The organism is Virgibacillus sp. 7505 (genome assembly GCF_002272135.1).
Classification (GTDB): domain Bacteria; phylum Bacillota; class Bacilli; order Bacillales; family Amphibacillaceae; genus Terribacillus.
In genome coordinates, this window is record NZ_NPBF01000329.1 from 1 (window position 1) to 232 (window position 232).

Sequence of the window (232 nt, forward strand, 5' to 3'; positions counted from 1 at the left end):
TTTGCTATACACGCCGCAGTGTTCCAAACAAAGTAGAAGTTACACATCTAGAAGACAAAGGAGTGCATCAAGCATGAAACTATATTCTACTTTTGGCATAGTCGGTTTCCCTTGGGATGGAGGGGCCTCCCTCGGACGGCCCGGGTCGCGGTTTGCTCCCGAAAAAATACGAGAAGCGTTTGCCTGGTTCGCCAATCGCATCGAAAACAACCAAGTGTACAATGTAGAAAAG

The 232-nt window shown here is 47.8% G+C and carries 1 protein-coding gene; it reads left to right on the forward strand.

The annotated features are described in order from the left end of the window. Nucleotides 1-73: 73 nt before the first annotated feature. The coding region (locus tag CHH91_RS19185; RefSeq protein ID WP_141234259.1) for an arginase family protein at nt 74-232 on the forward strand (159 nt) is incomplete at its 3' end.